Genomic DNA, 25024 nt, shown 5'->3' with positions numbered 1-25024 from the left:
GCACTGACATTCATCGACACACTATTGAGTTCTCAAAGAACACACGCACACCCATCCACACCAGAATCACCCGGCACTTCAGAGAGGCAACTTTTCCAGCCTAACCACAGCCCCTGGCGAAGTCAAGCCGCTCGGTCGTGTGATCCCGCTGACGATCAGGCGCTCCCCGTCCTACCTCGTTTCCCGCTACCCCGCCCAGCCTCTCGGCTCGGCGTCTCGGCTCCGGGTCGGTGTCCGTGTCGCTCTGACGTTGAATAAGTTACGCGGCGGGGAACGCGACGTCAAATCCGCACTACACGCATGTGATTCCGCAGGTCAGAGGCTTGGGCCGGGGCCAGAAACGGGCTTGGGCCACACGAATGTGACCCAAGACACCAAGATCAACTTCTCCCGGACCGCAGCACGCCCGCGATATTGCGCTTGCCGCGCCGCACCACCAGCCACTGTCCGTGCAGGTAGTCGCCGTCGCCGGGGGTCCATTCGAGGTCGGAAACCTTCTGGTTGTTCACCGACGCCCCGCCCTCGTTCACCGTGCGGCGGGCCGCGCCGCGGCTCTCGCACAGGCCCGTCTCCACGAGCAGGTCCACGATCGTGGCCGGCGAGCCCGGCCCGACCTCGGCGACCTTGCCGTCCACGGCGGCTTCGCGCAGGGCCGCGCCGAGGGTGGCTTCGTCCAGGTCGCGGAGTTCGCCGCGCCCGAACAGCGCCTGGCTGGCGAGCTGCACCGCGTGGGTGTTCGCTTCGCCGTGGACCAAGGTGGTCATCTCGGCCGCGAGCTTGCGCTGCGCTTCCCGCGCGTGCGGGCGTTCGGCGGTGGCGCGCTCGAGTTCGTCGAGTTCCTCGCGGTCCAGGAAGGTGAACCACCGCAGGTAGCGCACCACGTCGGCGTCGGCGGTGTTCACGAAGTACTGGTACCAGGCGTAGGGACTGGTGAGCTCGGGATCGAGCCAGAGGCTGCCGCCGCCGGTGGACTTGCCGAACTTCTTGCCGTCGGCGGAGGTCACCAGCGGCACCGTGAGCGCGTGCACGGATTCACCGTCGACCCGCCGGTTCAGTTCGACGCCGGCGATGATGTTGCCCCACTGATCGGAGCCGCCGACCTGCAGCCGGCAGCCGTACTCGCGGCGCAGCTGCAGGTAGTCGTTGGCCTGCAACAGCATGTAGCTGAACTCGGTGTAGGAGATGCCGTCGCCGTCCAGCCGCCGCTTCACCGTGTCGCGGGCCAGCATCACGTTCACCGAGAAGTGCTTGCCGATGTCGCGCAGGAAGTCGACCACGCCGAGCGGACCCGTCCAGTCCATGTTGTTCACGATCACCGCGCCGGTGGGCGAATCGTCGATGTCGACGAAGCGCTCCAGCTGCGAACGGATGCGGCCCGCCCATTCGGCGACCGTGTCGGTGGAGTTCATGGTGCGTTCGCCCACGTCGCGGGGGTCACCGATGAGTCCGGTGGCGCCGCCCGCCAGGACGATGGGCCGGTGCCCCGCGCGCTGGAAGCGCTTGAGCGCGAGCAGCGGCACGAGGTGCCCGGCGTGCAGACTGGCCGCAGTGGGGTCGAAGCCCGCGTACAGGGTCAGCGGTCCCTCGGCCGCCGCCGCCCGCAGGGCGTCGAGGTCGGTGGACTGCGCGATGAGTCCGCGCCAGGTCAGTTCATCGATGATGTCGCCGCTCACGTCGGTCCATCTTTCCGCATCCCGCCAAACCCTTTTTCGCAGGCCACCCGCCGCGGGGTGATCGGCAGTCGGATACCGGCGAGTCGGCCCTCCCCCGCGGCCTGAGATTCACCACGGGCATGAAAGGTGGAACTCGAGGCCGGGGGATCACGCGGGTCACCAGACAGAACACCTGAATGACAGCCGGGTGAGCGGGCTGGACAGCGGCCGGCCTACGACATGGTCGGGCAAGCGCGCGCACCGCGTGCGCTCGACCGAATGGGGCAGCGCGCAGCGGCCGAGCACGCGGACTCGAACGCGACCGGCTAGGACCACAGGGCCGCGCTGGGCGCACATGAGCGCGGGCGATACCCCGAAAGGAACCGCTGAGCAGCGGCCGAGCGAGCGAACGCGACCGGCTACGACGCGGCCGCGCTCGGCGCGCGCGGGCTGCGACGGTAGGCCGACACCGCCGGCGAGGCCGGCAACCAGAATCGCCAGGGCCGGTCGGCCGCCGTGCTGACGCCGACCCGGGGGCCGCTCGCGACGAGCGCCGGGTCGAGGGCACCGTTGAGCTCCAGGCGGATGGGTGCGTGCGGATCGAACAGCGGGGTGCCGTAGTCGTCGAGTGTGATGCCCATGGCGGTGCCGAGATTGCCTGGTCCCCTTGCCAAGTCGGCGTCGGAGCGGGCAGCCGGACGGCGGGCGCGCACCACGTCGAGACCTTCCACCACCTCCCCCGCGCGCAGCAGCACCGCGCTCGCGGTGCCGTCGGGACCGCTGGTGACGTTCAGGCAGGTGTGCATTCCGTAGCTGAGATACACGTAGAGGAATCCGGCCGGGCCGAACATCACGGCGTTGCGTTTGGTGCGACCGCGCCCGGAGTGCGACGCCGGATCGGGCCACGGTCCCGCCGGATCACCGCCGTACGCCTCGACCTCCACGATCCGCAGCGCTACGGGTCCCGCGCGCAAGACCGACCCGAGCAGGCGGCGCGCGGCGGCGGGTGGTTCCACCACGAGTTCCTCGACCGACACGGTGGACATTCTTCCCGAGCGGGTTCCGGACACGGGCGGCGCCCTTGTCCCGCGCGGCCGCACGCGCTAAATTCATCACACAGTGAATTCAACACTCGATGAATTGAGGCGGCCATGTCGCTACCAGGGGATTCCCCGGCGGTCGAGGTCCGGAACCTGACGGTCCGGCGCGGGAGACGCGAAGTACTCACCGATATCTCGCTGACCATCCCGCGCGGTTCGATCACCGGACTGCTCGGGCCGTCCGGATGCGGGAAGACCACGTTCATGCGGGCCGTCGTGGGGACCCAGATCGTGGCGTCCGGCGAGGTCGTCGCGCTCGGTCTGCCCGCGGGCGCGGCCGCGCTGCGCAGGCGGATCGGCTACGTCACGCAGTCGCCGAGCATCTACTCCGACATCAGCGTGCGCGAGAACGTCGCCTACTACGCCGCGCTCTACGGGCGTGACCGGTCCGCCACCGACCGCGCCATCGACGCGGTCGGGCTCCGGGAGCACGCGGGCAATCGCGGCGACGCGCTGTCCGGCGGGCAGAAGACGCGGGTGTCGCTGGCGTGCGCGCTGGTCGCCGAGCCCGAGGTGCTCATCCTGGACGAGCCGACCGTCGGGCTGGACCCGGTGCTGCGGGTCGACCTGTGGAAGCAGTTCCGCGAGCTCGCCGCGGGCGGCACCACACTGCTGGTCTCGAGCCACGTCATGGACGAGGCCGAGCACTGCGACCGGCTGCTGCTGATGCGTGAGGGCCGCCTGCTCGCCCAGCTCAGCCCCGCCGAACTGCGGGCGCGCACCGGCGAGGACAACTTGGAACGCGCGTTCCTCACCTTGATCACGATGGGAGAGGCGGCATGACGACGCTGCGGCCCTACACGGCCACCACCGGACGCATCCTGCGCCAGCTGCGCAACGACCATCGCACCGTCGCCATGATTCTCGTGGTCCCGGCCCTGCTCATGGTGCTGTTGTATTTCATCTACTCGGAGGCGCCGGACTACCCGCACGCCCCGCTGAGCCTGTTCGACCGGGTGGGCATCAGCATGCTCGGCATCCTGCCGTTCATCGTCATGTTCCTCATCACGGCGATCGCCATGCAGCGCGAACGTACCTCGGGCACGTTGGAGCGGCTGCTCACCACCCCGCTGTCCAAGCTGGATCTGCTCGGCGGGTACGGCACGGCGTTCTCGCTGGCCGCGGCGGCGCAGGCGATCGTGGCCTGTCTGGTGTCGTTCGGACTGCTGGGGCTCGAGGCGGCGGGCAGCCCGGTGTGGGTGGTGCTCATCGCGGTGGTCGACGCCATCTGCGGTGTCGCGCTCGGCCTGCTGGCGAGCGCGTTCGCGCGCACCGAATTCCAGGCGGTGCAGTTCATGCCGCTGGTGGTCGCGCCGCAGATCTTCCTGTGCGGCTTGCTCGTTCCCCGCGACGAGCTGCCGGGTTGGTTGCAGCCGGTGAGCGATGTGATGCCGCTCAGCTACGCGGTCGACGCGCTGCACGAGGTGTCGGTGAACAGTGAGCCGACCGGGCGGATGTGGCGCGATATCGCGATCGTCGCGGCGTTCGCGGTGGTCGCGCTGGTGCTGGGAGCGGCAACTCTGCGTCGGAGAACCGCATGAAAAGAGTTGGGCAAGTGCGAGTTTCGCCGGACCGCACCCCAGCCGCGCGCGAGCCGCACAGCAGGTGGAACTCGATGTGCGGCCCCCGCGCCGGTGCCCCGCTCGCCCGTACGGTGACGGGCAGAAACGCGGACACCTGCGCCCCTACGTGTCGCATGTCGGCGCTGCGCACCGTGCACCGCAACGGACCGTCGGTGAGATCGGCGTCCGATGGTGGCGGATGACGGCCATGAAGAGGCGGCGAGGAAATCACGTGCGTCGCGCGGGCCGGCGCCCGCCTCGATCAGCGGCGCGGGTGACATCCGCGATCGCGTCCGAGGGACGCGCCCCCGATCAGGACGGTCGGCTCGGGGCCGGCGCCGCGCGGGGCGAGGCCGGAAATCAGCGGTAGGGTCCGGGTGTGAGCGCGGCGGAGCGGAAAGGGCGGTCGGGGCGGCGGCCCGGCCGGTCCGACGCGCGCGAGTCGATTCTCGCGGCGGCGCGGGAACGGTTCTCGGAGACGGGTTTCGACAAGACCTCGATCCGCGCGATCGCCGCGGACGCGGGCGTGGACCCAGCGCTGGTGCACCACTATTTCGGCACCAAGCAGCAGCTGTTCACGGCGGTGGTGGAGCTGCCGTTCGATCCCGAGGCGACGCTGCGGATCATCGACGACGTGCCGATCGACCGGCTCGGCGATACGATCGTGAGTTCCATTGTCGGCGTGTGGGATTCTCCCCTGGGTCCCGGCGTGGTCGCGCTGGTGCGCAGCATCCTGACCGGTGACGAACTCGCGCTGGGGCGCACGTTCGTCCTGGAAGTGATCCTGGAACGGGTGCGCAAGCGGATCGCGACCCCCGACGACGACGGACGCGCCCGCGTCGCGCTGGCGGCCTCGCAGATGATGGGAATCCTGGTGGCGCGCAAGATCATGGGCATCGAGCCGGTGGCGTCGATGCCGTTACCCGAGCTGGCCGCGGCCGTCGGGCCGACGCTGCAGCGCTACCTGACCGGCGACATCACCGGCGAGGCGGCGGTCACTCCGAGCGGCAACCTCCCCGGCGACCCGCCGGTCACTCCCCCGGGTGCTGCGCCGTGAACGCGGTGTGCTCGGCGTCGGTGACGTCGCGCGCCTCGTCGGTGAGCAGCACCGGGATGCCGTTCTCGATCGGGTAGGCGCGGCGCAGGCGCGGGTTGTAGAGCAGCGCGGCGCCCGCGTCGTCGCGGACCAGCAGCAGCGGGCCCTTGTCCTGCGGGCAGGCCAGCAGGTCGAGCAGGGTCGCGTCCAGTGCGGTTTCCTCCGGCATGATCGAGAACCTACCGGAGGCCGGACCCGGCTTCGACGGCCGGGCGACGGCGGAACGAGATGTGCCGGTGCCCGAAGAAACTCGCCACCGCCACCACACCCATCACCACGACCGCCGAGGGGCGCGCGGGCCACCCGAACACCGAGACGGCCAGGTACAGCAGCCCGGTGTTCAGCACCAGCCCGCCGGAGTTGACGGCCACGAACCCGGCGAAATCGCGCAGCACGTGCCCGCGCACTCGGAACACCAGGGTGCGGTGCAGCACGAACGCGGTGGTCACCCCGATCGCGTAGGCCAGCGGCACGGCGACCAGCGGCGTCCAGGAGTGTTCGGGCAGCACCGTCAGCCACAGGATCGCCAGCGCCATCCCGAACACCGTGTTGAACTCGCCGACCAGCGCGAACGCCACCTCCTGGCGGCGGAACAGGCGTACGAGCGGGCCGGGCTGGGCGGACTCGGTGGCGGATTCTCCCGTCGCGGCGAATGTTTGTGCCGCAGCCGACGTCCCGGCCGCGCGAACATCGTCGCCGGTGCGGAGCCGGACGTCCGCACCACCGGCGGTTTCCACGCCGGACCTGCCTGGCTCGTCGTGGCCGGACGGACTGCTCATCACGCCGACGTCCGTGGCAGACGCGGCCCGCGCACGTATCCGTCCCGTGGGCCCGACGACGCGGCGGCGATCCTGTCCGTCATGCGTCCGCCTTCGCCAACTCGCGCTCCGGCGCGGGCGGCGTCTCGTCGTCGCGCCGACGCGTCCGGATGTACATCCACTGGAGCACGCCGAGCCCCGCGACGCCCGCGCCCATGGCGGCCAGGCCGATCTTCCAGCCGGGCGGGCGCCAGGTCAGGACGAGTTCGGCGTCGGTGCCGGGCGGGATGTCCACGGCCACGAACGTTTTGGCGACGGTCGTGATCGGCACGGGTGCGCCGTTCAACGTCGCGCGGTAGCCGGGCCAGCCGAGGCGGGAGAACACCACCTGGCCGCCGCGCTCGGAGGTGACCCGCACGCGGCTGGTGCTGTCGCTCTCCGACAGGGACGTGGCGGTGACATCGTCGGTGTGGGAGATGCGGCCGTTCGTCATCGACACCGGGCCCCCGACGCGTTCGAGCACCGCGATGAACCGCTCGTGGCCCGGGTAGTCCACCCACTTCCAGCCCTCGGGGGCGGGCTGTTCGCGGACGCCGGGGAACAACGCCGTGTGCAGGACGACGCGGTCGATGTTCATCAGATCGACCGGCGGCCTGCCGGTGGCGGGTTCGGGGGCGAACACGCGGCGGTAGGCGTCGGGGCAGACGCTGCTGTCCCAGCGCATGCACAGCATCTCGCCGAAGTAGTAGTAGCCCGTCGGTGTGTAGCCGTTGACGTAGTTCAGCTCGAGGCTCTCGGCGTAGTTGCCGAAGACCAGCGAGCCGTACGCGCCGTCGAGACTGCGGTCGTTCTGGATGAGCCCGCGCTCGGCGAGTTGCAGTGTGGTGCCCGGGAAGTCGGGGAACTTCGCCCTCGCCTCGGCCCGATTCGCGGGCAACTCCCACGACATCGGCGTGGGCTGGGCGGCCCGTACCTGGAGAAACGCGATCGGAAACATCGCGGCGATGGTCAGCGCGCAGGCCGCCGCGACACCACGCTCGCGCCACAGCCACACCACGCCCGCCCCGAGCGCCGCGACGGCGACCGCCGACACCACGTGCCAGGCGCTGGCGTGCGGATCGGCCGACATCGACCGCACCAGCAACGCCAGGATCAACAGCCCGGCCGCGAGGCCGCGCCGCCGCGTGTCACCGAACGTGCCGAAACGCCCGAGCGACACGCACACCAGCACCAGCAGCGCGATCGCCAGCATCGGCAGCAACCGCACCGGCCAGCGCAGCGGACCGATCGTGCCGGGCCCGGCCGACCACATGAGGATGATCGCGGTGAACACCGCCGCCGAACTCAGCTCCCGCCACGCGGTGCGCGCCCGGCTCCAGTCCACGAACGCCAGCGCCGGGATCAGGAACCACGCGATATAGACCACCGGCATCGGCTGCACGTACCCCCACCAGGAGGTGAACGCGGGCATGGTGCTCGGCAGGCTCGCGTTGAGCGATTCCGACCAGGGCACGGTGAGGAACTGGTCGTTCACGATATCGGAGGTGCCGCGCCAGGTGACCTGCGCCGACAGGATGCTGGGCAGGAAGGTCAGCAGACCGGCCAGGCCCGCGCACACCGCCACCGCGGTCAGCCGCGCCACCGGCAACCACGCGCGACGGTAGATGATCTCGCCGATCGCGACCGCGACCAGCATCAGCGCCGCCTCCACGGCCGGGAAGATGTACTGCGTCGAGATCGTCAGATACAGGAACACGAAGACCGGGATCGGGCCGCCCGCCACGAAAAGCTTCCCGGTGCGCGCACCGCCCCGCACATAGACCAGCGCCGAGGCCCACGCGTGCACGAACCAGGCGGTGCCGGTGAGCGCGGTCATCCAGCTGGCCTCGTCGAAGAACAGGAAGAACCCCGAGAGCGGGAACGCCACACCGGCGACCGCCGCCCAGGCCGGGCGGCCGCCGTAGGCCAGGCAGATCCGGTACACGCCGAGCGCGGCGATGATCGAGAAGACCAGCTTCACCAGCGTCGCGTAGAGCGCGAGGTTGTCCATCGACGGCGCGAGCAGGTCGATCAGCAGCTGCGGCGGGTTGAACAGGCCCGCGTCGTCCATGGTGTTGTTGCCCGACTGCCACCCCTCGGGCACCATCGCCGGGAACCGTCCCTCGCGCAGCGCGCGGCCGAGCCCCACCCACAGACCCGTGTACTGGGATTCGGTGTCGTCGGTGAAGTAGTGCCGCGGATTCGCCAAGAGCACGGCGAGATACCCGGCGACCACACCGAAAGCCGTGATGACACCCCACCGGTAGACGTCCCGCCGCGCGGGCGTGCGCGCGGCGAGCACTGCACTGTCGCTCACGAGAGCGAGACACTACCGCCCGCCGAGACGCTCGACTTCGACCCCTACGCGCGCATGCTGTGGGGATGCTGGCAGCGATAGCAGCCTGGACGGTTCGTGATACAGTTCACGCCTTCTCGGGTTCCGCCGTTCTCCGGACGGCACAGGCAAGCACCATCTTCGAAAGTCGATCCAGCTGATGCCGATTCACCCAGCACGTCCCCCGCGGTCGGAGTCCGTCGCGCGCACCGATCGGTCCGTCGCGGGGATGGACCGCCCGCACGGCATCTCCGTCGTGGTGCCGGTGTACCGGGGAGAGCACACGATCCGCGGCCTCGTCGCCGAACTGGTGCGGTTCACCGAACCCGCGCGGACGCCGGGCGGGGCGCTGTTCGTGGTCGAGGAGATCATCCTGGTCCACGACCACGGCCCGGATCGCTCCGATGTGGTGATGCAGGAGCTGGCGCGCGAGTACGACGTGGTCCGCCCGCTGTGGCTGAGCCGCAATTTCGGCCAGGACGCGGCAACGATCGCGGGCATGTCGGCGGCGCGCGCCGACTGGATCGTCACCATGGACGAGGACGGTCAGCACGATCCGCGGTTCCTCGCCGCCTTCCTCGACACCGCGCTCGCCGAACGCGCCGACCTGGTGTACTCGCGCCCGACCAACACCCGCCCGCACGGCTTCCTGCGCAACCTCACCTCGCGGGGCGCGAAGGTGGTGCTGGCCACCGTGTTCGCCTTCCCCGATTCGACCCGCTTCGAGTCCTACCGGTTGATCCGCGGCGATATCGGCCGTCAGCTCGCCGATGTGGCGTCGAACGGCGTGTACCTCGATGTCGCGCTGACCTGGGTGGTGGACTCGGTCGCGCAGGCGCCGGTGGAGTTGCGGGCCGAGGGCCGCGAGGAGTCGGGGTACAACTACCGCCGGTTGTTCTCGCTGTTCTGGAAGATGGTGCTGTGCACCGGCACTCGCGGACTGCGGCTGGTCAGCATGCTCGGCGTGACTCTCGCCGCGATCGGCGCGATCATCGCCGGTGTGGTCATCTACTCGGCACTCACCACCGACGATTGGGCGCCGGAGGGCTGGGCTTCGATCATCGTGGTGCTGTTGCTGTGCTCGGGCGCGATCCTTTTCTCGCTCGGACTCATCGCGGAATACCTGGGGGTGGCATTGCACATCCTCGTCGGCAAACCGTTGTACCTGACTGTGGATTCGCCGCGCCCACGCCCGGTGTCGCAGGAGGATCTGACCACTTCCGTCGCCGGGGGGACCGAGAACCGTGACAGATGACCGTGTGCTGTTCAGTCGTCCGTATCGCGCGCGCGACGAACTCGCCAACCTCGAGGCCGTGCTGGCGAGCGACCACAGCCACGGCGACGGCCGGTTCACGGCGGCGGCCACGGCGAAGCTCAAAGCGATCACCGAGGCGCCGCACGCGCTGCTCACCACCTCGTGCACGGCCGCGCTCGAGATGGCGGGGCTGCTGCTGGAGATCGGCCCCGACGACGAGGTGATCGTCCCGAGCTTCACGTTCACCTCCGCGGCCATCTCGATGGCGGTGCGCGGGGCGACGGTGGTGTTCGCGGACATCGACCTCGACACCGGCAATGTGGACTCGGAGTCGGTCGCGCGGGTGCTCACGGACAAGACCAAGGCCGTGGTGGTCATGCACTACGGCGGTGTCGCCGCCGATATGGACGCGCTGCTCGCGCTCGCGGCCCAGCACGGCTTCGCGATCATCGAGGACAACGCGCACGGACTCGGCGGCCGCTGGCGGGGACGGCCGCTCGGCACGCTCGGCACCATGGGCACGCTCAGCTTCCACGACACGAAGAATGTGCACTGCGGCGAGGGCGGCGCGCTGCTGCTCACCGACGAGATCCTGATGGCGCGCGCGGAGATCATCCGGGAGAAGGGCACCGACCGCGCCCGTTTCCTGCGCGGCGCGGTGGACAAATATTCCTGGCAGGACATCGGTTCGAGCTATCTGCCGAGCGAACTCAACGCCGCCGTCCTGGACGCGCAGCTCACCGAGTTCGCCGCCATCCAGTCCGGCAGGCACCGGGTGTGGGAGGCCTACGCGGCCGGACTGGCCGACTGGGCGGCCCGCAACGACGTGCGGCTCATGACGATCCTCGACGGCGCCGAGCACACCGCGCACCTGTTCTACCTGCGCACGCCCACCGAATCCCGCCGCGACGACCTCATCGCGCACCTGCGCGAGCGCGGGGTGTCGGCGCCGTTCCACTACGTGCCGCTGGACTCCAGCCCGGCCGGGTTGAAACTGGGCCGCACGCCGTATCCGTGCGTGCGCAGCGCTGAGTTCTCCGCCACCGTCGTGCGGCTCCCCCTGTGGCCGGCTCTGCGCGACGACCAGGTCGCCCGGGTGGTCGAGGCGGTCACCGCGTTCACGGTGTAGGGGTCAGGGCTCGAGCACGTACAGGCGCTCGCGCCCGCCCGCGATGGGTTCGTCACGCACGACGTGGCCGGCGTAGCCCGCGAAGAACTCGACCAGGGTCGATTCGGTGAAGCGACGGGTCTGCGGGCCGTCGCCGGCGTCGGTGAAGCGACGGCCGAGGGCGGCGACGACGCGGTTGCGGCTGGTGGCCATGTTGCGGACCGGTTCGGCGACGATCACCCGGTCCCGCGCGGCGGCCAGCATCCGATCGACTACGGGCGCCGCGTCGGGCAGGAAGTGATACAGGCTCGCCTGCATGACCACGACATCGGCGGCGGGCAGCGGCCGATCCTCGTGCACGTTCCACAGCAGCCCGCGCCCGCCCGCACGGTTCACGTTCGCGACGAACCGCTCGTTGAGATCCAGCCCGGTGTAGTTCACCGACCGCGCGCGCAGATAGCGCGTGTACAAGGTTGCCGGGCCGGAACATACGTCGACCACCTCGGCGCCGCCCGGCACCAAAGCGGCGATCGCACCGTACCGGTCGGCGTAATGCCGGCCGTAGAGCCCGCGCATCAACAGCTCGTACACGGCGCGGTTGCGATAAACGAGGCTCGTGCTCACCCGTCTGACCCTTGGCTCGTCGGACACCGGGCGCGGAGGACGCCCGCGTCCAACCTAGGCCGCGTTCCGGCAGCGCGCGAATCCGCCGGACCGGCAACACGATCCGGCCCGGCGCGCGGCGCGTCAGGCGCCGAGCAGCGTGCGCGCGTGCTCGTCGGTCAGCACCTCGTAGGCGTCGGTCTCGCGGTTGTACCACCAGGTGTCCGGTCCGGGGCCGGGCCGCCCCGCCGCCTGCACCGCCCGCGTCGACGGCCGGTAGGTGGCGCTGCGCGGGATCTCGTCCACCACGTACACCAGGTCGGGGCGCTGGTCGGGGTCCAGCGCCCGCAGGCCTTCGGTCACGTCGTTGGGCTCCAGCCGGAATCCGTCGCGCACCGACACCGCCGCGACCGCGATCTGGTGATCGTTCACGGTGAGGCCGTAGGCGACCTCGAGATCGACGGCGGTGATGTCGTTGAGCGCGTCCACGATCGGCTGGGTGAACACCGCGCCGCGCGGCGTCACGATGACGGTGTCCTTGCGGCTCACCAGCCAGTAGTCGCCGTCGGAGTCGCGGCGGAACAGATTCTCCGTCGGCATCCACGCGTCATTGGGGGCGAACACCCCGCGCATGCCGCCCGCCGAGATGTCGACGCCCTCGGAGGCCTTGCCGATCAGCAAGCCCACCTCGTTGTCGGCGCAGCGGCGCGCGAACCCGGAGTCGTCGGTGCGGATGCGCCGCGCGATCGGGTCGTAGGAGACCAGCTCCACGCGCGCCGTCCCCGGCACTGGCCTGCCCTTGCTGCCCGCCTTCGTGCCGGGCACGTTCGCCAGCACCACATCGCCCTCGATCGAGGCGTAGAACTCGAGCACGCGCGCCGGTTCGAACTGGTCCATCGTGCGCCGCCACAGGCCGGCGGGCATGCCGGAGCCGATGAACAGCCGGATCGGGTGGCGGTGCCCGGCGGGGAACACCTCGGCGTCGAGGATGTCGCGCAGCATCGTCCAGGTGTAGGTCACCACGGTCACGCCATAGCGGTGCACCTCCTCGGCGAACCGCGCCGGGTCCAGCGAGCGCGCCAGCGCGATCCGGCTCCCGCCCGCGACCGCGCCGCCGAGGCTCACCAGCAGGCCCGACGAATGGTGCAGCGGCGCAAGGCAATACACGGTGTCGCGGCGGTCCAGATCGGCCGCCGAGGCGGTGCCGAACGCCGAGAGCGCCCACCGGTGGTTGGTGATGTACTTGGTCTCCAGGCGGTCTCCCGTGCCGGTGACCAGCACGAACGCCAGCTCCCGCGCCTTGCCCGGATTCGGGCGGTACCACGCGGGCAACCGCACCTGTGCGGGATCGATCTGCTCGAGGTCGATCACGTCGCCGCCGACCGGCATGTCCAGGCCCCGCGCGTCACCGCCGCCGAGCACCAGCACCCGCGCGCCGGTGGCCGCCGCGTGGCGCAGGTTCTCCGGATCGGTGATGACGGTCTCGGCGCCGGTGAGCTCGATCGCCTTGGTCAGCTCGCTGCCCGGCGCGAGCAGCACGCCCACGGCGCCCAGCCGCGAGAGCGCCGCCACCGTCACCAGCGCGCTCGGCCGGGTCTCCATGACGACGCCGACCCGCGTCGCGGGCCGGATTCCCACCGAGATGAGCCCGCGCACCACGTTGTCGATGCGCACGTTCACCGCCGCGTTGGTGTGCACGCGGTCGTCGAACAGGAAGCATTCGCGCAGCGGCGCCCGCTTGGACTGTTCGGCCAGCAGCTTGCCCAGCGAGATGCGGGTGTTCGGCTGGATCATGCCCAGGCGGGCCAACCGGGGCAGCGCCCGCGCCGCCTCACCCGCGAGTTCCACCGACCCCTTCACGGTGTTGCTGGCGATGCCTTCCAGCGCCTTGCCGACGCCCGCGCCCGCCTCGGCGAGCGTCGCTGCGGTGTGCACCACGCGGGTGGCGGCCGTGCGCGGGCGTTTGCCGGGCACATGCTCGCTCATCCGCACGATCTCCTCCGGCAGCGGCTTCTCGCCGACCATCCAGTCCACCCACTGCCGCACGATCGGCCAGGTGTGGTTCGTCGCCATGCTGCCCGCGACCAGCCCGAAGTGGCCCGCCACCAGGCTCGCCTCGTAGACCTCGGCGTTCGGCGCGGCGCGCACGATGCCGCGCACGGCGGCGGGCTGGCCGATGTCGTCGACCTCGCCGACGAACGCCAGGATCGGGCATTTCAATTCCGCCAGCGAGACCGGCTGGTCGCGAATCACGAAGCCGCCCAGCATCATCCGGTTGTGCGCCACGAACTGCTTGAGCAGATCGGCGGCCGCGGGGCCGGCGTAGGCGACCCAGCCGTCGCTGTTGAGGAAGCGGCGCTGCCGCTCCTTGGGCAGCAGCGCCTCGCGGTCGTGCAACTGGCGCAGGAAGTCGATGCGGGACTTCGCGGTCTTCACCGGGTCCAGCATCTGGAAGCCGACGCGGACCATCGAGTCGGTGATCGGCAGGCGGGTCACCACGTGGTCGGCGAGGAAGTCGGCGACATCGGACACCAGGCCGTAGGGCAGGCCGAACGGCATTCCCGCCACGATGTCGACGGGGCTGCCGAAGGTGACGATGCTGGCGACGCCCTTGCCGTAGCGATAGGCGGTGGTCTGGTAGGCGAACATGCCGCCCTGCGAGTAGCCCATCAGGTGCACGTCGGATCCGGTGGCCTCGATCACGGTGTCGAGCGCGCTGTTCACCGCGAGCACGTGGTCGGCGAGGTCGCGCTGCCAGCCGCCCTCCTCGCTGGCCGGGGAGCCGAAATCGACCACCCAGCAATCGATCCCGCCCGCGTGCAGGATGCCGACCGCGCCGCCGTCGGCGTTGACGTCCCAGATGTCGGCGTTCACCATCAGCGGTGGCACCAGCACCGCGACCGGACGGCCGGGCGTGGCGTCGTCGGGGAAGTAGTGGCGCAGCCGATACATGCGGCGCCGCTCCACCACCTCGTAGGGCGACGATTCGACGTCATGGGTCAGCCCGCCGAAACGGATCACTTCCAGGCCGTTCTGGGCGGTCGCCATCAACCGCTGTACCGACCCCACCAAGTCTTTGCCCAAATTCACGATCGCTCCTGGCCCTACCCTGCATTGTGACACGCACCACATTGCCCCGACGCGTTGCGATGAGCTTTCCACATCGCCTGTCAATTATGTGACGGCTGTGATGGGATGCATGCTGCGGTGTTGCCGATCACCGGGTGCATGACGTTCACATACCTGCTCTCGAAGGGTGCCGAACTCACACTCAGGGCGCCGCGGAGGGGCCGGTCCACAGCCGCGATCAGGAAGGTCGCCGCATCGTAGCCGCGCCGCACCGAGTGTGTTCTCCGCCGCGCCACCGTGCGCGGCACCCGGCCGCCGATATGGTGGGGAGGTGACCGAGACCCTCACCGCGCCGCTGACCGATCGCGAGGCTCTGCCCGTCGAGCTGGTCGACGCGGCGGGGCGCGCGGTCGGCGCGTGCCCGGTGGCCGAGGCGCACCGAGCTCCCGGCCTGCTGCATCGCGCGTTCTCGGTGTTGCTGTTCGACGACGAAGGCCGGGTGCTGCTCCAGCAGCGGGCGGCGGTGAAGACGCGATTTCCGTTGCTGTGGGCCAACACCTGCTGCGGGCATCCCGCGCCCGGTGAGCCGGTCGACGTGGCGGCCGGCGTGCGGCTCGACGAAGAGCTCGGACTGGCCACCGCCCTCACCGAGGTGGGCGTGTTCCGGTACCAGGCGACCGATCCCGCGACCGGGCGGGTGGAGCACGAGTGGGATCACGTGCTGGTCGGGATGCTGAACGGGGAACGGCCGAGGCTCGATCCCGCCGAGGTGGCGACGGTCGCCTGGGTTGCGCCGGATCAGCTGCGGGCGCGGATGGAGTCGGTTCCCGGGGACTACACGCCGTGGTTGGGCGACGTGTTGCGGATCGCGTTGGTCGGGCGGGCGGTTCAGTAGGCCGGTCGCGCCGAGGATCGGTCGGGCGACGACACCGAGCGATCATTCGAGCGTCGCCCTCCCCTGCGGGCCGATCACCTTTGGTCTCGTCGTCTTGCCGACGATTCGGCGTTTCCGCCGTCTGCGTTGTTTTGGAACGGAGCTGGTTGATCAGGTCGACCCCCAGAGCTGGCATATTACATGCGTTGATGCGTATATCTATGTATCAGAATCTCTCTCGATGCTTGGGGAAATCACAGGATCGGCACAGCCTCTCACCAGGGGCGCCACCGAAGCTGGAAGGCGTACGGAATCCGGGGGCGATTGCGAGGTGCGTCATGGTGGATATCGAAGTCACGGGAACGACGGTGACGGTCCGGGTGCGCGGTGGACACAAACTGCTGGCGCTGCGCGACGAACTCACCTTCGACCTGCGTGACATCACCGCCGTCGTCCCCGCCGAAGTGGATCTGCGCCCGCCGTGGGTTCGCGCTCCCGGCACCTTCTTCCCCGGCGTGATCGCCGCGGGCACCTTCCGCGGCAAGGGCCGAAAAGAGTTCTGGGACACCCGCTTCGACGGCTCCGGCATCCGCATCGAACTCTCCGGCACCGAATTCACCCGCCTGGTGGTGGATGTGCCCGAGCCCGACACCACCCTGCACCTCCTCCGCCGAGCGGTCGCCGCCTGACCGGAATCAGTTGGGGCGCGACAGTTCGCACCGGCCGATCCGGGCCGACTCTGTTGGCCAGGCACTCGACACGACACCGCCCACGGACTCACCTCTTCGAGTCCGTGGGCGTCGTCGTTGCGAGCACGCCACTCCCCTCCCCCGGGCTGCCATCCTGAGAAAACCCGTTTCGCCCACGTAACCCATCCAGCCGCAAAGGCACTGCCGCTCTCAGTCGGCGAACCTCGGTTGTCCCCGAACCCGATCCCGGAATCGCAGGCCGCATACCGCACAACCCTGGTCGGACCGCCACCGAACCCACAGGCACGGGCGATCCGGTACGACCCGCCGGACGGCACGACGACCTGTGAGGGAGTGCGGACGCTCGGCTGATCGGCGTGTCCGGATGACCGGTGTGCCCAGCCGAGCGGTGTGCCCCGCCGAGTGATGTGCCCGGCTGAGCAGCGTGCCCGGCCAATCAGCGCCTCGACGCGGTCACCCGGACAACACACCCGCCGCGTACGCTCCCAGCGCGACCGCACCCAATCCCGCCACCACCGACGCGCTCACGTTCAGCACGGCGTACCGGTACGCGCGCACCTCCATGAGGCGGATCGTCTCGTAGCCGAAGGTGCTGTAGGTGGTGAGTGCGCCGCAGAACCCGGTGCCCAGCACCGCCGTCCACGTGTGGGAGAGCGCGGCACCGGCGACGGCGCCCATCACGAAGCACCCGACCACGTTGACCACCATTGTCCCCCAAGGGAATAGGCCGCTGTGCCGCGCTTGTACGGCCCGGTCGGTGAGGTAGCGCAGGGGCGCGCCGACCATCGCGCCGAGCAACACCGCCAGGACGGTCATGCCACCCTCCTCCGGAGCAGGGCCCGCCGGTGGGCGAATCGCGTCAGCGCGACAGCGCTCGCTGTGGCGGGGAGCGCGCACAGCAAGGTCGCCGCCAGATACAGCATCCCCAGCGGAAGGTGGCCGGATTCGATCAGCACGCGAATGTCCGCGGCATAGGCCGAGAACGTGGTGAACCCGCCGAGCACGCCGACGCCGAGGAACGGCCGCACCAGCGGGTGTGCCATCCGGACTTCGGTGATGACGATCATCAGCACGCCGATGAGGAAGCAGCCCACCACATTCACGGTGAACGTGGACCACGGGAACCCGCCCACCCCGGTCGGCCACCAGGTCGCCAACCCGAACCGCGCCAGCGAGCCGAGCCCAGCGCCCACCGCCACCACGGCGAGCACCGCGCCGTGCGTGCGGAGGAGTTCCCGCCGTTGCGCGGGTTCGTGAAGGTCGACATCGGGATCGATCGGACCGGTCATACACGTCTCCTACTCCACATACCGCGAGGTCATGGTGTAGGGACCGTTGGCGGCGACGGCGCCGCAGTTGTTCCGGACCGGTGTCCGAAGCGGCGAGCCCCACCGCCGCATACGCGACACCATACCGGCCCGGCACGCGACACCGGCAGAACCCGTGTGCGGGATCACGGCGTGGAGGGCGGCCGGGCGCAACCTACCCGACCAGTCCGGCTCACCTATCCGGTGCCGAAATCCCGCAGCAACCCCACATACTCCTTCGGCGGCGGCGACGCGAACTCCCCGCGCCCGCTCTTGCGCAACCCCTGCGCCACCAAGGACTGCACGGTGAGCGTCGCCGCCGCGACCCCGTCGACCACCGGGACGCCGATCTCCTCGCGCAGGTGCGCGCACAGATCCGCCATGCCGGCGCAGCCGAGCACGACGGCGTCGGAGCCGTCGGTCTCGACGGCGGTGCGGCAGGCTTCGGTGATGATCTTGCGGGCGTCGGGGTCGGTGTGCAGCGACAGGACCGGCAGTTCGCAGGCGTGCACGCCGAGGCAGAACCGCCGCATCCCGTACCGGTCGGCCAGGTCGGCGGCGCGGCCCGCGGTACGTCCGAGGGTGGTGACGACGCTGAAGCCGCGCCCCAGATGGGCGGCGGTGCGCATGGCCGCTTCCGCGATCCCGACCACGGGACCGGCCGCCAATTCCCTGGCCGCGTCCAATCCCGGGTCGCCGAAACACGCCAGCACGTATCCGTCGACGCCGTCGGCCTCCCCGCGCCGGATGGCGTCGAGCACGCCGGGCACGCTCAGCGCCTCGTCGTAGTGGCTCTCGATGGACGGCGGGCCCATCGTGGCGGTCACCGCGTCGAGCCGGGTGCCGGGGCCCGCGACGGCCCCGGCACACCGCTCGATCAGGTCGGTCATCGCCCGCGTGGTGTTCGGGTTGACGACCCGGATGCGCATCAGGCGACCGCCTCCTTCGCGGCCGTGCGGCGGGTGGCGATCAGGTAGTAGGCGACGAATCCGACGCCGCAGCCGATGAACCAGCTGTACTGCGCCGTGGTCGCCATGCCCGGCAGCTTGTTGGCCAGCACCGGGATCACCGCCAGCGCCGCGCCCAGCGCCGTCGCGGCGATCGCGGCCGGGTTGTATCCCTTGGTGTACCAGTAGGTTCCGGTCGGCGACATGGTGAACAGGTCGTCGACGTGCACGCGCTGCTTCTTGATCAGGTAGTAGTCGGCGATGAGCACACCGAACAGCGGGCCGATGAACGCGCCGAGTACCTCGAGGGTGTAGTGGATGACGTCGGGGTTGTTGTAGAGGTTCCACGGTGTGATGAGCACCGAGCCCACCGCCGCGATCATGCCGCCGGCGCGCCAGCTGATGCGCTGCGGGCTCACGTTGGAGAAGTCGAACGCCGGCGAGATGAAGTTGGCGACGATATTGATGCCGATGGTGGCGATGGCGAATGTCAACGCGCCCAACACGATCGCGAACGTGTTGTCGATGCGCGCCACCGTCTCCACCGGATCGGTGATCAGTTCGCCGTAGACCGGCAGTGTCAGCGAGGCGGTCACCACCACCAGCACCGAGAACAGCAGGAAGTTGATCGGCAGGCCGAGGAAGTTGCCGCGCTTCACCGCCGCGAAACTCCGTCCGTAGCGGGAGAAGTCGCCGAAGTTCAGCATCGGACCGGAGAAGTACGACACCACCAGCGCGATCGCGCCGAGCATCACCGGCACCGAGGACCAGCCCGTGTGCTCCACCGCGCCGAGGCTGAGATCGATGGCGCCCCAACCTGCCTGGGAGATCAGGTATCCGCACAGAATGAACATCACGACATACACCGCGGGGCCGCAGAAGTCGATGAACTTGCGGATCGACTCCATCCCACGCCAGAACACGCACGCCTGGAGCACCCACAGGATCATGAAGCTGCCCCAGCCGAGCAGCGACAGCCCGAGGAATCCGTAGTCCTCGACCACGGCGTAGGGCGCGAGTCCCGGAAACAGTTTCACCAGAACCACATCCAGCGCGGCCGAGGCGAGGAATGTCTGAATTCCGTACCAGGCCACCGCGATCAATCCGCGGATGATCGCGGGAATGTTCGCGCCGAGCACACCGAACGCGCTGCGGCAGATCACCGGGTACGGCACACCCGTCACCTGACTCGGCTTGGCGACCAGATTGCAGAAGAAATAGACGATCGTGATGCCGATCAGCAGCGCGGCCAGCACCTGCCAGCTGGCCAGGCCGAGGGCGAACAGGCTGCCCGCCGTGACATAGCCGCCGACGCTGTGCACATCGGACATCCAGAACGCGAAGATGTTGTAGGAGCCCCATTTCTGGGTGCGCAGTGGCGCGAGATCCGCATTCGTCAGCCGCGGATCATAGTCGGCCTCCGCCGTGGTCGCCGGTGCGGCGGGCGGGGTGATCGTGTCGGTCATGGTGTTTCCCATCCGAGGTGAAACGTGGAACGCATCGACGGTAGGAAGCACCCATTGCCCGGTAATTGCGCGATCGTTGCCCGGTTATTGCGCGACCGATATATCTTCCGGGGCCAGCAGCCCGGTGTCGGTGGGCAGGGTCGCGATGACGGATTCGAGCCTGCGGTGGTGCGCCTCGGCGACCAGCAGCAGGCGGTCGATATCGCCGGCCAGGAAGGCGTCGAGCATGAGCACGTGATCGGTGTGCAGGCGCTCCCGGTCGGCGCGCTCGACGTGCACCATACTCTGTACCGGTTCGGTGACGTTCCACGCCGATTCGAGCATGTGCAGCAGGCGGAACATCCGCGACGGCCTGGTCAGCGCCACGTGGAACTTCCGTGACATGCGCTGGTAGGCCACCGGATCGTCGTCGCGCAGCGCCTCTTCCAGCTTGGCGTTCACCGCGAGCAGTTCGGCGCGGTCGGCCTCGGTGGCCTGGCGCAGGGCGGCGGCGAGCGAGGCCGTCTCCAATGTCTCGCGCACGATATACATTTCGCGCAGTTCCGCGGCGGTGAGCTGGGCGACTTCGTATCCGCCGTTCGGTTCGTGGGTCACCAGCCCTTCTCCCAGCAGCGTTTTCAGCGCCTCGCGCACGGGAATGTGGCTGACGCCGAACAATTCGGCGACTTCGCGCAGCGGAATCGGCGTACGGGGTGGCACCGCGCCGTCGAGAATCACCCGGCGCAGCTCACCGAGAATGATCTGCGGCCTGCCCGGCTCGTCGACGACCAATCGAGCCAGCAAAGCCGAACGTCTGCGTGGCGGCATGGCGATCACGCTAGAGCAGCCGTGTTGCGATCGCGGGGCGCTGTGTGACGCTCACGAAAACGCACCGTCAACCGAAACCGACTGTGAGGTCCGCCACGCCGCCGTTTCTCGTACGCTGTCCAGTGGAACGGAGAAAGGACGACGATGACCACAACTCCGACGGCACAGCTGGTCGACCGCCGATTCGTGCGCCTGGTGGCCGAATTCGACCGCCTCTTCCGCAGGCCGGGCGACGGCGGCGGCGCGCTCACGGTCTACCTGCACGGCGAACCGGTGGTGGACGTGTGGGCCGGCTACGCGGCGCCGGGCGAACCGTGGCGCCAGGACACGGTCGCCGTGGCCTATTCGACCGGCAAGGGCGTGGCCGCCACCCTGCTGCACCGGCTGGCCGAACGCGGCCTCCTCGACTACGACAAGGCGGTCGCCGAGTACTGGCCCGAATTCGCCGCCGCGGGCAAGGACCGCATCACGGTGCGGGAACTGCTCAGCCATCGCGCCGGACTGCACCGCCTGCGCGGCCTGCTGCCCGGCCCGGTGGACGCCTTCTTCGACGACGCGGCGGTCACGGCCGCCCTCGCCGCCACCGCGCCCGACCCCCGCCACACGGTCACCAGCGGCTACCACGGCATCAGCTTCGGGCACCTGGTCGCCGAGCTGGTGCGCCGGGTGGGCGGCGACTTCACCGAGCTGCTGCGCACCGAGATCGCCGAACCCCTTGGCGCGGAAGAACTCTGGTTCCGGGTGCCGGAGTCGCAGCGGTCCAGGATCGCGCCCAACTTCCCCGCGCTCACGGTGGCGGGGCTGAGCTGGGAGACCGGTGCGCGCCTGATGGGCCGCACCCGGCTGGCGGCGGCCGTCGACACCACCCCGCGCGGGTTCGCGGAGATGATGGCCGATCCGCGCCTGCACGATTCGGTGATGCCGGGCGTCAACGGCGTGTTCTCGGCCCGCGCGCTGGCCCGCCTCTACGGCGCGCTGGCCAACGGCGGCAGCCTCGGCGGCTACCAGCTGCTGCGGCCGGAGACGATCGAGGCGATGCGCACCCGGCAGGTGTTCACGCCCGACTACGTGCTGGCGTTCCGCATCCCGTGGGGACTCGGATTCCACGGTGTGCCGATGAAACCGTCCAAGGCCGAACCGATTTCGGCGTTCGGCCACTTCGGTCTCGGCGGTTCGGGCGCGTTCGCCGACCCGGCCACGGGCATGTCGCTGGGCTTCGTGACCAACCGGCTCGGCGGCAAGCTCACACCGCTCGGTGACGCGCGCCTGGCCAGATTGGGCGCGATCGCGCATCACCTGGCTCGCGACGCGGGGTAGCTCGCACCGGTTCGCCTGCCCGCGCCGGACCTACCGCGCCGCCCGGCGTCCCGGGACGATCATCGGGGCGCCGGTCAGCGGGTCGTCGATCACCACGCAGTCGAGGTCGAACACCTCACGGACCAGTTCGGGCGTGACGAGTTCGCGCGGACTGCCCCGGCCGACGACGCGCCCGTCGCGCATGGCGATGAGGTCGGTGGCGTAGCGGGCGGCCAGGTTGAGGTCGTGCAGCACCGCCACCACCGTGCGGCCGTGCTCGACGTACAGCCGCTCGCACAGGTCGAGCACGTCGATCTGGTGGCTGATGTCGAGATAGGTGGTCGGCGAGTCCAGCAGCACGATCGAGGTGGTCTGGGCGAGCACCATCGCGATCCACACGCGCTGGCGCTGCCCGCCGGACAGTTCGTCCACGCGACGATGCCGCAGCTCGGTCGTCCCGGTCGCCGCCAGCGCCTCGGCGACGGCGGCGGCGTCCTCGTCGGACCACTGGCGCAGCAGCCCTTGGTGCGGGTAGCGGCCGCGGGAGACGAGATCGCCGACCAGGATGCCGTCCGGCGCGCCGGGCGCCTGCGGCAACAGGCTGAGGCGGCGCGCGGTCTCCTTGGTCGAGTAGGAGTGAATCGCCTTGCCGTCCAGCACGACCGAACCCGAGCCGGGGCGCAGCAAGCGGCCCAGGGCGGCCAGCATCGTCGACTTCCCGCACGCGTTGGGCCCGATGATGACGGTGAACCGTCCGTCGGGGACGGCGATGTCCACGTCGTGCAGGACGGCGCGGTCGCCGTAGGAGACGCGCACCGCCTCGCCGCGCAGGCGTGCCGCGCCGCCCACGACCGGGGCGGTGGCGCTCGATTCAGACACGATGACGTAGACCTTCCCGTACCAGCAGCCAGAGCAGGAACACCCCGCCGATGCTCACCGTCACGACGCCGACGGGAACCGGTGCGGGGAAGGCGTGTTCGGCGACCAGGTCGCTCACGCCGAGCAGGAGCGCGCCGGTGCAGGCGGCGGCCACGATGCCCGCGCCGGGTGTGCGGGTGAGTCCGCGCGCGATATGCGGTGCGGCCAGTGCGATGAACGCGATCGGGCCCGCGGCGGCCACGGCCAGCCCGACCAGCACGGTCGCTGCGAGCATGAGGCCCATACGCGCCCGCCCGCCGCGCACGCCGAGCGTGGCCGCCACGGTGTCGCCCAGATCCAGGGCACGAAAAGCGCGCTCGAACACGATGAGCAGCGGCGTCACCAGCGCGATGCCCGCCGCGACGGTCGCGACGTGCCCCCAGCCGCGCCCGCTGAGCGAGCCGATCAGCCAGGTGTGGGCGACGGCGGCCGACGGCAGATACGTCTGGCTCAGCAGATACGACGTCGCCGAGGTGGCCAGCGCGCCGAGCGCGATGCCGACCAGGACCAGTCGCGCGCCGCGCAGTCGGCCGAGCACCGTGAGCACGCCGATGATCGCCAGCGTGGTGAGCGCGCCCACCGCCGCGCCGATCGCGCCCATGGTGAGACTGCCGCCGAGCGACAGCAGGACGAAGACCGCACCGAACGACGCGCCGCTGGTGAACCCGATGAGGTCGGGGCTGGCCAGCGGATTGTTGTGCAGCCGTTGGAAGATCGCGCCCGCGGCGGCCAGGCTGCCACCCACGCCCACCGCGACCAAGGCCCGTGGCAGCCGCCGGTCGAAGACGAAGAAGCGGTCGAGGCGGCGCGGCGGGTCGCCGGTGAGGGTGTCCCAGAGGGCGGCGGGCCCGATGGCGTACTCGCCCACCATGAGGGAGACCAGGACCAGCAGCACCACCAGGACCGCGAGGACGGCGGTGACCGCGGTCGCGCGGCGATCGAAGCGCACCGTGTAGGGGCCGGCGGTGACCGCGAGGTCGGTGGGCGTGATCCCGGTCGCCGTGACGGTCATGATCCGGCTCCCATCCGGGTGCTCCAGACGATGAGTGCGATGAGCGCGGGACAGCCGACGAACGCGGTCATCACGCCGACGGGCACCGGTCCCCCGTCGGCGATCACCCGTCCCAGCACATCCGCGCCCAGTAGCAGCGTGGGCGCGAGGAGCATCGACAGCGGGACCAGCAGGCGGTAGTCCGAACCCACCAGGTACTGCGCGATGTGGACCACGAGCAGGCCGACGAACGCGATCGGGCCCGCGAGCGCCGTCGCCGCGCCGCACAGCACGGTGACCACGACGAAGCCCAGGAACCGGATCAGGCCGAGATTCACCCCCAGCGCGGCGGCGGTCCGGTCGCCGAGGCTCAGGGCGTTGAACGCGCGGCACAGCGCCAGCGCCAGCAGGGCCGCTCCGAGCACGTACGGGATCAGCGGAAGCGTGTCGTCGAGATCGCGGGCGGCCAGCGAGCCGATCCGCCAGAACCGGTACGAGTCGAGCACGCTCTCGTCCACGAAGACCAGCAACTGCGTGACGCCCGACAGCACCGCGGCCAGCGCCACACCCGACAGCGCGAGCCGCAGGGGCGAGGCCGTCGACCGTCCGATCATCGACAGCAGATACACGAGCACCGCCGCCACACCCGCACCCGCGAACGCGAACCAGGTGTACCCGGTCACGCCCATCCCGCCGGACACGGTGAGACCCACGACCACGCCCAGCGCCGCGCCCGCGTTGACGCCGAGCAATCCCGGATCGGCGATGGGGTTGCGGGTGAGCGCCCCGATCACCACGCCGGCCGCGCCCAGCGCGACACCGCAGACCAATCCGACGACCGTGCGGCTCAGTCGCCAGTCGCCGATGATGACGCGCACGCTCTCCTCGCCCCGGCCGAACAGCGCGGCCACCACGTCGCCCATCGGGATCGACTTCGCGCCGAGGGCGAGGCTGGCGACGCAGACCGCGAACAGTACCGCCGCCGAGATCAGCAGCGCCGCACCGCCGCGCGCGAGACGCAGGGTGGCGTCCTCCGGCGGGGAGTCGTGTGGCGCGGACAGGGCGTCACGACTCGTAGGCACCGGCGGAATGTACCGGCCGGGGCACAGTAAGGGCAACCTTAGTGAGTCT

23 protein-coding genes are annotated in these 25024 nt (G+C 70.0%); 8 read left to right on the top strand and 15 right to left on the bottom strand.

Annotated features, from left to right (window positions below):
- Window positions 1–380 precede the first annotated feature (380 nt).
- Window positions 381–1673 carry a tyrosine--tRNA ligase gene (gene tyrS / locus DFR74_RS20190; protein WP_067506462.1) on the bottom strand — a complete coding sequence of 431 codons (1293 nt, stop codon included), beginning with the start codon at window positions 1671–1673 and terminating at the stop codon, window positions 381–383.
- A gap of 398 nt (window positions 1674–2071) precedes the next feature.
- Window positions 2072–2698 (bottom strand): DNA-3-methyladenine glycosylase, encoded by a 627-nt coding sequence (locus DFR74_RS20185; protein ID WP_084537445.1) that lies wholly within the window; start codon window positions 2696–2698, stop codon window positions 2072–2074.
- A gap of 105 nt (window positions 2699–2803) precedes the next feature.
- Here DFR74_RS20185 and DFR74_RS20180 point away from each other — a divergent pair, with 105 nt between their 5' ends.
- The 3 genes from DFR74_RS20180 (at window position 2804) to DFR74_RS20170 (ending at window position 5371) form a co-directional block, all read left to right on the top strand.
- Window positions 2804–3535 (top strand): ABC transporter ATP-binding protein, encoded by a 732-nt coding sequence (locus DFR74_RS20180; RefSeq protein WP_067506465.1) that lies wholly within the window; start codon window positions 2804–2806, stop codon window positions 3533–3535.
- Window positions 3532–4293: an ABC transporter permease gene (locus tag DFR74_RS20175; protein WP_067506469.1), complete on the top strand. Its 762-nt coding sequence runs from the start codon at window positions 3532–3534 to the stop codon at window positions 4291–4293. Before DFR74_RS20180 ends, DFR74_RS20175 begins: the two co-directional genes overlap by 4 nt.
- A 400-nt stretch (window positions 4294–4693) precedes the next feature.
- Window positions 4694–5371: a TetR/AcrR family transcriptional regulator gene (locus DFR74_RS20170; RefSeq protein ID WP_067506472.1), complete on the top strand. Its 678-nt coding sequence runs from the start codon at window positions 4694–4696 to the stop codon at window positions 5369–5371.
- Here the strand turns inward: DFR74_RS20170 and DFR74_RS20165 are convergent.
- The 3 genes from DFR74_RS20165 to DFR74_RS20155 form a co-directional block, all read right to left on the bottom strand.
- Entirely contained in the window at window positions 5346–5579 is a 234-nt protein-coding gene (locus DFR74_RS20165; RefSeq protein WP_067506478.1) for a Trm112 family protein, read from the bottom strand. The genes DFR74_RS20170 and DFR74_RS20165 overlap by 26 nt on opposite strands.
- 10 nt (window positions 5580–5589) lie before the next feature.
- Window positions 5590–6189 carry a GtrA family protein gene (locus DFR74_RS20160; RefSeq protein WP_084537446.1) on the bottom strand — a complete coding sequence of 200 codons (600 nt, stop codon included), beginning with the start codon at window positions 6187–6189 and terminating at the stop codon, window positions 5590–5592.
- A gap of 79 nt (window positions 6190–6268) precedes the next feature.
- Complete coding sequence (locus tag DFR74_RS20155; protein ID WP_232331689.1) at window positions 6269–8524, bottom strand: glycosyltransferase family protein; 2256 nt, start codon at window positions 8522–8524, stop codon at window positions 6269–6271.
- Between the two features lie 247 nt (window positions 8525–8771).
- On the opposite strand from DFR74_RS20155, the gene DFR74_RS20150 reads away from it, so the two are divergent.
- Window positions 8772–9797: a glycosyltransferase gene (locus tag DFR74_RS20150; RefSeq protein ID WP_067506484.1), complete on the top strand. Its 1026-nt coding sequence runs from the start codon at window positions 8772–8774 to the stop codon at window positions 9795–9797.
- Window positions 9787–10926, top strand: coding sequence for a dTDP-4-amino-4,6-dideoxygalactose transaminase (rffA, locus tag DFR74_RS20145; protein ID WP_067506487.1), 1140 nt, complete (start codon window positions 9787–9789; stop codon window positions 10924–10926). The genes DFR74_RS20150 and rffA overlap by 11 nt, the downstream gene beginning before the upstream one ends.
- A 3-nt stretch (window positions 10927–10929) precedes the next feature.
- On the opposite strand, the gene DFR74_RS20140 is transcribed toward rffA, so the two are convergent.
- Window positions 10930–11529: a methyltransferase domain-containing protein gene (locus DFR74_RS20140; RefSeq protein WP_067506490.1), complete on the bottom strand. Its 600-nt coding sequence runs from the start codon at window positions 11527–11529 to the stop codon at window positions 10930–10932.
- Between the two features lie 123 nt (window positions 11530–11652).
- Entirely contained in the window at window positions 11653–14640 is a 2988-nt protein-coding gene (locus DFR74_RS20135; RefSeq protein WP_067506494.1) for an acyl-CoA synthetase, read from the bottom strand.
- Between the two features lie 268 nt (window positions 14641–14908).
- On the opposite strand from DFR74_RS20135, the gene idi reads away from it, so the two are divergent.
- Both idi and DFR74_RS20120 read left to right on the top strand, forming a co-directional pair.
- Window positions 14909–15472, top strand: coding sequence for an isopentenyl-diphosphate Delta-isomerase (gene idi, locus DFR74_RS20125; RefSeq protein ID WP_067506498.1), 564 nt, complete (start codon window positions 14909–14911; stop codon window positions 15470–15472).
- Window positions 15473–15789: 317 nt separating this feature from the next.
- Window positions 15790–16140 (top strand): hypothetical protein, encoded by a 351-nt coding sequence (locus DFR74_RS20120; protein ID WP_067506501.1) that lies wholly within the window; start codon window positions 15790–15792, stop codon window positions 16138–16140.
- Between the two features lie 474 nt (window positions 16141–16614).
- On the opposite strand, the gene crcB is transcribed toward DFR74_RS20120, so the two are convergent.
- The 5 genes from crcB to DFR74_RS20095 all read right to left on the bottom strand — a co-directional run bounded on the left by crcB (window position 16615) and on the right by DFR74_RS20095 (window position 20688).
- Window positions 16615–16977 carry a fluoride efflux transporter CrcB gene (gene crcB, locus DFR74_RS20115; RefSeq protein ID WP_067506504.1) on the bottom strand — a complete coding sequence of 121 codons (363 nt, stop codon included), beginning with the start codon at window positions 16975–16977 and terminating at the stop codon, window positions 16615–16617.
- The gene (locus DFR74_RS20110) at window positions 16974–17450 is read right to left on the bottom strand and encodes a fluoride efflux transporter FluC (protein ID WP_067506508.1); all 477 of its coding nucleotides are present in this window, start codon (window positions 17448–17450) and stop codon (window positions 16974–16976) included. Before DFR74_RS20110 ends, crcB begins: the two co-directional genes overlap by 4 nt.
- Window positions 17451–17665: 215 nt before the next feature.
- Window positions 17666–18397 carry an aspartate/glutamate racemase family protein gene (locus DFR74_RS20105; RefSeq protein ID WP_067506513.1) on the bottom strand — a complete coding sequence of 244 codons (732 nt, stop codon included), beginning with the start codon at window positions 18395–18397 and terminating at the stop codon, window positions 17666–17668.
- The gene (locus DFR74_RS20100) at window positions 18397–19881 is read right to left on the bottom strand and encodes an NCS1 family nucleobase:cation symporter-1 (protein WP_067506782.1); all 1485 of its coding nucleotides are present in this window, start codon (window positions 19879–19881) and stop codon (window positions 18397–18399) included. The genes DFR74_RS20105 and DFR74_RS20100 overlap by 1 nt, the downstream gene beginning before the upstream one ends.
- An 84-nt stretch (window positions 19882–19965) precedes the next feature.
- Window positions 19966–20688, bottom strand: a complete 723-nt coding sequence (locus DFR74_RS20095) for a GntR family transcriptional regulator (RefSeq protein ID WP_067506785.1) — start codon at window positions 20686–20688, stop codon at window positions 19966–19968.
- 144 nt (window positions 20689–20832) lie between these two features.
- Between DFR74_RS20095 and DFR74_RS20090 the strand changes: the two genes are divergently transcribed.
- The gene (locus DFR74_RS20090; RefSeq protein WP_067506516.1) at window positions 20833–22005 is read left to right on the top strand and encodes a serine hydrolase domain-containing protein; all 1173 of its coding nucleotides are present in this window, start codon (window positions 20833–20835) and stop codon (window positions 22003–22005) included.
- A gap of 30 nt (window positions 22006–22035) precedes the next feature.
- Here the strand turns inward: DFR74_RS20090 and DFR74_RS20085 are convergent, their stop codons facing one another.
- Genes DFR74_RS20085 through DFR74_RS20075 form a run of 3 tightly spaced genes read right to left on the bottom strand, consistent with a single transcriptional unit; the run spans window position 22036 to window position 24975 of the window.
- Window positions 22036–22863, bottom strand: coding sequence for an ABC transporter ATP-binding protein (locus tag DFR74_RS20085; protein WP_084537448.1), 828 nt, complete (start codon window positions 22861–22863; stop codon window positions 22036–22038).
- The gene (locus DFR74_RS20080) at window positions 22856–23914 is read right to left on the bottom strand and encodes a FecCD family ABC transporter permease (RefSeq protein WP_067506523.1); all 1059 of its coding nucleotides are present in this window, start codon (window positions 23912–23914) and stop codon (window positions 22856–22858) included. Before DFR74_RS20080 ends, DFR74_RS20085 begins: the two co-directional genes overlap by 8 nt.
- On the bottom strand, window positions 23911–24975 hold the full coding sequence (locus DFR74_RS20075) for a FecCD family ABC transporter permease (RefSeq protein ID WP_232331690.1): 1065 nt from the start codon (window positions 24973–24975) through the stop codon (window positions 23911–23913). Before DFR74_RS20075 ends, DFR74_RS20080 begins: the two co-directional genes overlap by 4 nt.
- Window positions 24976–25024 lie beyond the last annotated feature (49 nt).

Source organism: Nocardia puris (assembly GCF_003315035.1).
GTDB classification, from domain to species: Bacteria; Actinomycetota; Actinomycetes; order Mycobacteriales; family Mycobacteriaceae; genus Nocardia; species Nocardia puris.
This window is presented reverse-complemented; position numbering and strand designations above follow the sequence as displayed.